The organism is Microcoleus sp. A003_D6 (genome assembly GCF_036702825.1).
In the GTDB taxonomy this organism is placed as follows: domain Bacteria; phylum Cyanobacteriota; class Cyanobacteriia; order Cyanobacteriales; family Microcoleaceae; genus Microcoleus.
This window is the reverse complement of sequence record NZ_JAUBWA010000045.1, coordinates 43,149-50,375: the sequence shown is the minus strand read 5'-3', so window position 1 is coordinate 50,375 and position 7,227 is coordinate 43,149. Positions and strand designations below refer to the sequence as shown.

The following is a 7,227-nucleotide window of genomic DNA, read 5'->3' as shown; positions in this document are numbered from 1 at the left end:
TCGTGACCTTAAAAACGTAGACCTCAAAAGTCTTAGGCTGGTCATGTTGTGGCTTGTATCCCGCTTGCGTTAGTCGGACAGTCTACAAGCCCCTGCCTTTAGGCATGGGGTTCATGACTGTCGGCACTCAGTTAGCATATTGGAGGGGATGCCAGCAGAATTTGCCTGTAAAATTCACAAACCGTGACAATATTTGTTTTAGGGTTCTCAGTAAGCCAAAGTTTCTAAAGTTTCCCGCAGATAGGAGCGAACTTGTTGATCGATGGTGGCATTTTGCTGCTGACGCTCAAAATTGAGTTCTAGCTGCCAGCGTTGAAATCCTGAACTTGCGCCGATCGCGGATTTGAGACTGCCCCAGATTTCAGAATCTTCGCACAGCTCGATCGGCTCTCCGGCTTGAGGTTGTTGTGCGATCGGTAGATAATTCGCCATATTGTTATACCTCTGTTTTAATCCCCTGTAAGGATTGAAAGCTTAGCTTGACACTCTCTATTATAGATTCTTCTCTCCAAATAGCCAATATAGAATATCCACAATCTGCAATTAAAAATTAAATATTAAGAGTATTAATAATCTCAATCATAGGAGGGGTATTCCCTATTTTTTTTTAGTGCATACATCTGTCCAAATTAAAGTAGCTTAAACTACAATTAAGCCCATTTTAATTTTTTATTTCACTTTTTTTCGCTCGATTGTTCGGGTAGGGATGTAACGCCGTTGGTGTCAGCAGGTTTTGGGTTGACAATACTGCTGCCGGCTGAGGAATTCCCTGTGGCGGCTGCTGGCCCAATTGGCTCTGCGGGTGCAGCCACAGCGGCAGTTGTCTCGGCTGCCAAAGCCGGCAAAAGTCGATCGACTTGCCAAGGGGCGATCGTAAAATCCTGCCGAATTTTTTCTAAAACATGAGGCTTTGTCGCTGCAAATTCTGATTCCGGCGTCAGCAAAACAGCCATGACACTAGCAGACACCTGCAAAAACAAATTGCTAGCTAAAAAAGTAGCAACTGCCAACAACAATCCAGCCCACCTCCAGGAAGGAGGAAACGGAGCCACCGAAGCTGCCAGGGGAGCCAATCGGTAGAGTTGCCACAAAATCACTCCCAGCAAAACAGCGACAAAAAGAGCGAGTCCTTGATTTAACTTAGTTTTAAACCGAGTCAGAATCTGCTGCTGCGCATTAGTTAAATTTTGCGGTTTCACCGCCACAACTAAAATACTAAAAATGTAAAAAGGGCGGAACCACTGCATCCACAGCACAGGAGCAATACCTGCTACTGCCACTAAAAACATTTCTAACCAGACAGGGAGCAGGGGAGAACCCACTGCGAGTCCCAGCAAGCACACTCCCAGGAAAATCGGCAGTGCAGCCGCCCCAGAAAGGTGAATCCACAAAAAAGGATCTGACCAAAAAGAACGCACTTTAATTAATTATTAGTTATGGATTAGGAGTTTTGAATCTTGAATTTTGAGATTTTGGAATGTACTCTTGCCTCTGAAATCCGATGCTAGGAGTAAATATTTAGCGATCGAACCGAGGACTTACAAGCAGAAATCTGGTTTATTTCGGTAATTCTTATTTGAGCGAGCGAATTTTAAATTTTAAGCAAGGGTAAAGACGATTAGGAAGTTCTTAATTCCTTCTTCCTTCTTCTTTCGGTCAACTGTCAACTGTCAACTGTCAATTGCCAACTCTCAACTGTCAGATGAGTTTTGGAGTATTGAGTGAAGAGAATAGTTGCGAGCTAGAGGCAATTTAGTTGCCTTCACTCAATACTTCTCTTCCAACTCAACACTCCAAACTCAAAACTATTGAGATAGAGTCCGGCGCTTAGTAACCATCCGGTAGGCTTCAATAATATCGCCATCAGCCCAGTCGCTAAACCCGCTCAAGGAAATGCCGCATTCAAAGCCAGCATTTACTTCCTTGGCATCTTCCTTCATCCGTTTGAGGGAGTCGAGAACACCTTCGTAAACGACATTGTTGCCCCGGCGTACCCGAACCTTACAGTTACGGATGACCTTGCCAGAAAGTACCATACATCCAGCCACAGCCCCGCGACCGATCGCGAAGACAGCGCGCACTTCGACTTGACCCAAAGGTTCTTCCACCAATTCGGGTTCCAGCAGGCCTTCCATTGCCCCTTGAATATCATCCAAGAGGTTGTAGATGATGCTGTATTCCCGCACGTCTACGCCCGCTTGGTCGGCCGCTTGGCGAGCGCCGGTGGCGAGAGTAGTATTAAACCCGATAATCACAGCATTACTGGCTGCGGCGAGGTCAATATCCGTTTCTGTGATTTCCCCGGGAGCAGATAGCAGCAGTCGGAGTTGAACTTCTTTTTGAGGAAGTTGAGTCAGAGCGCCGACAATTGCTTCGAGCGAGCCTTGAACATCTGCCTTCAAGATCAAGTTGAGTTCCTTGAGAACGCCTTCTTTAGCTTGTTGAGAGAAGCCGCTGAGGCTGATCCGGCCGCCTTGCAGCAGGCGGGAATCTCGTTGGGATGTCGCTCTTCCGCTGGCGATCGCCGCTGCTTCTTTTTCGTTTCCGAAAACATCAAACTCGTCTCCCGCGCGAGGAACTTCCCGCAGCCCCAGCACTTCCACCGCGAAGGAAGGAGTTGCTTGCTCTACGCGATCGCCTCGGTCATCGATCATTGCCCGCACCTTGCCCAAAGCCGAGCCTGCGACCACAATATCGCCCACTCGCAGAGTGCCGTTCTGCACCAGCAGAGTTGCCACAGGCCCCCTTGCCTTGTCGAGGTGAGCTTCAATCACCGTACCCTTAGCAGGTCGGTTCGGGTTAGCGTTGAGGTCTTCCATTTCCGCGACTGTCAGAATCATTTCCAACAGCGTATCCAGGTTTTCTCCTCGGATAGCGCTGACTGGAACCATCGTGACATCACCGCCCCAGTCATCTGCGACCAAGCCGTACTCGGTAAGCTCTTGCTTCACCCGTTCAGGCTGAGCGCCCTCCTTGTCAACTTTATTGATAGCCACGACAATTGGCACTTTCGCCGCTTTCGCGTGGCTGATAGCTTCAATTGTCTGAGGTCGCACGCCGTCGTCCGCCGCCACCACCAAGATGGCGATGTCCGTAACCCGCGTTCCCCGAGCCCGCATCGCTGTAAAGGCTTCGTGACCGGGCGTATCCAAAAATACCACCTGCTGGCTCTTGCCTTCGTGTACCACATCTACGTGGTAAGCACCGATGTGCTGGGTAATCCCCCCAGCTTCTCCTTGAGCCACCTTTGTTTTGCGGATCGAATCGAGCAAGGTAGTTTTGCCGTGATCCACGTGGCCCATAATCGTTACCACCGGCGGACGGCGTTCGAGGTATTCCATATCTGTTGCGTCCAGCATCTCGATCGTTTTGAGTGCTGGGGCGACTTTTTCTGGGGTTTCTACCTCTACGCCCATTTCTTCGGCTACCATTCTCACCGCTGAAATGTCCAAGGTTTCGGTAATGTTGACCGCAATACCTTTAGAGAACAGCCGCTTAATAATTTCGGTTTCGGGAACTGCCAAAGTAATTGCTAGTTCCTGAACGGTCATCGGCCTGCTCAGCAGCAGCTTTTCTGGACGTTCTACCTTAGCTTCGGCTGTTTTGCCCCGGTTGCCGCGTCCCCCACTCGAACCAGAAGAAGAACTTTTATCGTGAGAAGGGCCCGGTCTCTTATTTTTGCCACTGCTTCCGGGTGCGCCCGGAGTTGGTGTTGACTTGGGTGCTGCTTGTGACTTCGCTTTAGCTGGGCGGGCTAGGGACAGGCTGACCGTGACTGGTGCTGGCATATCCAAGCCGTTTTCTAAGTCATCGTCATCGTCATCTATGGGTTTGAGGCGACTACGTTGTTTTAGTTTGGCAGCCTTGGCAGCTTTGGCAGCATCTGAGTTTTCTTCGTCGTCTTCTTCCCAAATGACCGAAGTCTTTTTGGCAGGACGAGGGAGGGAGGGCCGCTCCAGGAGAAGAATCCCAGAGTCTGGCGTATTATCTTCTTCATTGTCATCAGTGTCATCCCCTGCGGCTCCGGTGTCACCACCGCGGCTGCGTAGCCCGGCGGCTGATGTTGCGGGGGCTAGACTCCGGCGCGGGCCACCACCTGGCTGGGGTCGATCGGCCAGTTGAGTTTTGACTGGGCCACCAGCGCCTTCTCGGCGCGGTCTTTGCGCGTCGCGAGATTCGGTAGCAGATCCCGGTGCGGGTCTGCTGGGGCGGCTCGGTTTAGCCGGCGCTTCCAGAGTTTCTGACTGTCCTGATTGCTCTTGCTCGGTTTTGGCAAGTTTGAGTACCGGCTTGTTGCCCAGATTTTGTGGGCTGCGGCTAGCCGACTCCGACGCCCCTCTGACTGGCGGCGACGTGAGTTTGGCCGACGGCCCGGGGGGGGCAACCGGCGGTTGCTTGGTGCGTTCTGGAGCCTTTTCCAATAAAGGTTGAGGTGCCGCCGGTGCCTGAACCTGGGCGGTTGTGTCCGCGATCGCACCTACAGTTTCCGACACTGTTTCCGACACTGTTTCTGACGGAGCCGCCGAGACAGCGACATTTGGCTTTGAAAGTACAGGTCGATTGATATTTGGTTTAGCTGGAGGCTGGAGTTGCCCGGCGGCGGGCGATTTGGGAGGAGTTGCCACGGTGGCCCCTGGCTGGTTTTTTTGCTCCTCGTTGCCCGCAGGCTGGGAGGAGGCACCAGCCGGCCGTACTTTTGGACTGCGTATTTCTAAAATTTGCTGCTTTTTTTGTTGGTCGTTAGGGTGAGGGCCAGATTCTCTAGATGGCGCTGCTGCTCTTTCGGGAGGAGCTGGCTTGCCGGGGGAAGAGTGGCTGCTGGCTACGTATTTTTCCGCCGTTTTGCGGATGCGCTCTGCTTCTGATTCTGTAATTGTGCTGCTGTGGCTCTTGACTGAAATATTGAGCCGCTCGCAAACTGCCAAGATGTCTTTATTATCCAAATTTAGTTCCCGTGATAATTCGTAAATTCTTACTTTGCCGTTGTTCATCCACTCTGCCCTCTTTTGTGCCAACCAGTTTTTACATTGTGATTTTTTGTTCTAATGACGACATCATTCGCTGTGATTGATTCAGTGTCAGGAATCGGGGTTGTGGTACTCGCTCAGCAATTTTATCTAAAAAATGCAACTTGCTGAAGTCTGCGGTTGGAGAATTCTCAAGTTTTTTTGGGAACTTGGAACTCTGAAGTCTGAATTTTGGCAACAGCCACTCTCTCAATCTTCAAAGTTTGCCTTTCCACCTTGAGGATACCTCTGCTAGTACCCTACCCTTATCTAATCTGACACAAATCTTTCCAGACTGGTGGGCAGATCGGATTGGGGTTTTAGAGCTGGCGCTACCGGTAATTACTGGTAGGGCTGCCAAGAGGGTTTATACAGTCGAGGCCGAACTATTGTCGGTTTTTCGCCCAGTTGAGGCACAGTCAGATGTGGCTAAACGCTGCCAAAGTGTTTGGTACAGTTCGTCAGACACAGGCGCTTTGAGCGATCGCCCAAGTCGATTTTTTTTCTGAGCTGCTTTGAGACATTCTGCTTCCCGACAAAGGTAAGCGGAACGACCGAGGCCACGATCTAATTGTACCTGATGAGAAGGATAGAGCCTGACTACTCGCCAAAAAGCTTCCTTATGAGCTATTTTTCGACAACTTGCACAGCACCGGTAGTTCGGTTTCATTTCTTGTCAGAGGGGGACAGGGGGAGAGAGAGTCGGGGACAAGTCCTCCTTGTCTCCCGATCGGGAGACAAGAGAGTGAATGTCGCAGTTTTTTAGACTGCGGCTTCGGTTTCCTCAGTGGTGGCTGCCTCCTCTTCCTCATATTCTGCGGTTTCCTCATCGCCGTCGAAGCTTGATGCTTCGTCGTCTTCGTAGTAGTCGCCTGCTAGTTCTTCGAGCCTGGTTGCTTCTGCTGCCAATTTGGTGTCTTCGGCGTCGCGATCGTACTTAGCAATATCTTTGATATCGATTTTCCAACCTGTCAGGCGGGCTGCGAGGCGGACGTTCTGACCTTCTTTGCCAATGGCGAGACTCAGTTGGTCTTCAGCCACCAAAATATGAGCCCGCCTGCCTTCTGGGGCAACCAAACGCACTTCATCTACTCTAGCGGGACTCAGAGCGTTCGCAATATAAGTTGCGGGGTCGGGAGACCAGCGGATCACGTCGATTTTTTCGCCGCGCAATTCGTTGACTACTACCTGAATCCGCGATCCCCGCGCTCCGATGCAGGCTCCTACGGGGTCTACGTCGCGATCGAGAGTATCAACTGCTATTTTAGTCCGGGGGCCGACGTGCCGGGAGGGCGGATTTGCCTCCCTGGCTACGGCGACAATCCTCACCACCCCGTCTTCTATTTCTGGTACTTCGTTAGCAAACAGATAAACCACCAAACCTGCGTCGGCTCTAGAAACAAGTAACTGCGGCCCTCTAGTAGAGCCTTCGCCTACTTTTTTGAGATAAACCTTGAATGTAGCGTTGGCCCGGTAATTGTCGTTGGGCAACTGTTCGCGCTTGGGGAGTTCGGCATCTACTTCGGGCTGACCGAAGCTGCTGGTGACTGCTAAAATTACCGACTGCCTCTCAAACCTGAGCACTCTTGCTTGAAGAACGGTTTCTTCTAAATCTTTAAACTCTTCTTGAATCATTTTGCGCTGTTGGTCGCGCAGTTTTTGAGCTAGAACTTGTTTCGTCTGGATGGCGGCCATGCGACCAAATTCTTTTTGATTTGGTGTTACGTCTACGAGCACGATACTGCCAGGTTGAGCTTCTGTGGCTACTTCTTGCACTTCCGAAAGTGATATTTCGTGATCGGGATTGGTGACTTCTTCGACAATGGTTTTGTTGGCTAAAACGCGGAAACCTTCTTGTTCTGCGTCGAGTTCTACATCAAAATTGTCAAAATATTCTTCGCTGAAGTGGTCTAGTTTTTGGGTGCGGCGGTAGCGTTCGTATCCTTTGAGCAAGGCTTCTCGCAAGGCTGCTTGGACGGCGTGTTTGGGTAAGTTTCGCTCTTTGCTAATACCTTCGACCATTTCTTTTAGTCCGGGCAGGGGAACCATTGACATATAAAACACTCCTTTTTTTCTGTGGTAATAAGTAACTGGTAATCGGTAATTGGTAATTGGTAGTTTTTGAGAAAAAGCGATAGTTGATGATTTATGAGTTACGGGATAAGATTAAGGAAGCTGGGTGCTGTCAAAATTTATTTTGTGTTCCAATTCAACCCGCTGC

5 protein-coding genes are annotated in these 7,227 nt (G+C 50.4%); all 5 read right to left on the bottom strand.

The annotated features are described in order from the left end of the window. Positions 1–207: 207 nt before the first annotated feature. Complete coding sequence (locus QUB70_RS14555; protein WP_332981335.1) at positions 208–432, bottom strand: hypothetical protein; 225 nt, start codon at positions 430–432, stop codon at positions 208–210. Between the two features lie 242 nt (positions 433–674). Then, the gene (locus QUB70_RS14550) at positions 675–1,391 is read right to left on the bottom strand and encodes a low-complexity tail membrane protein (RefSeq protein WP_332981333.1); all 717 of its coding nucleotides are present in this window, start codon (positions 1,389–1,391) and stop codon (positions 675–677) included. 414 nt (positions 1,392–1,805) lie between these two features. Continuing rightward, positions 1,806–4,991 carry a translation initiation factor IF-2 gene (gene infB, locus QUB70_RS14545; RefSeq protein ID WP_332981332.1) on the bottom strand — a complete coding sequence of 1,062 codons (3,186 nt, stop codon included), beginning with the start codon at positions 4,989–4,991 and terminating at the stop codon, positions 1,806–1,808. 382 nt (positions 4,992–5,373) lie between these two features. Beyond that, positions 5,374–5,676 carry a YlxR family protein gene (locus tag QUB70_RS14540; RefSeq protein ID WP_332981331.1) on the bottom strand — a complete coding sequence of 101 codons (303 nt, stop codon included), beginning with the start codon at positions 5,674–5,676 and terminating at the stop codon, positions 5,374–5,376. Between the two features lie 92 nt (positions 5,677–5,768). Then, complete coding sequence (nusA, locus tag QUB70_RS14535) at positions 5,769–7,061, bottom strand: transcription termination factor NusA (protein ID WP_332981329.1); 1,293 nt, start codon at positions 7,059–7,061, stop codon at positions 5,769–5,771. Positions 7,062–7,227 lie beyond the last annotated feature (166 nt).

Coding starts and splice junctions, on each gene's coding strand:
- QUB70_RS14555 (WP_332981335.1), bottom strand. CDS start 432: ATGGCGAATTATCTACCGATCGCACAACAACCTCAAGCCGGAGAGCCG.
- infB (WP_332981332.1), bottom strand. CDS start 4,991: ATGAACAACGGCAAAGTAAGAATTTACGAATTATCACGGGAACTAAAT.
- QUB70_RS14540 (WP_332981331.1), bottom strand. CDS start 5,676: ATGAAACCGAACTACCGGTGCTGTGCAAGTTGTCGAAAAATAGCTCAT.
- nusA (WP_332981329.1), bottom strand. CDS start 7,061: ATGTCAATGGTTCCCCTGCCCGGACTAAAAGAAATGGTCGAAGGTATT.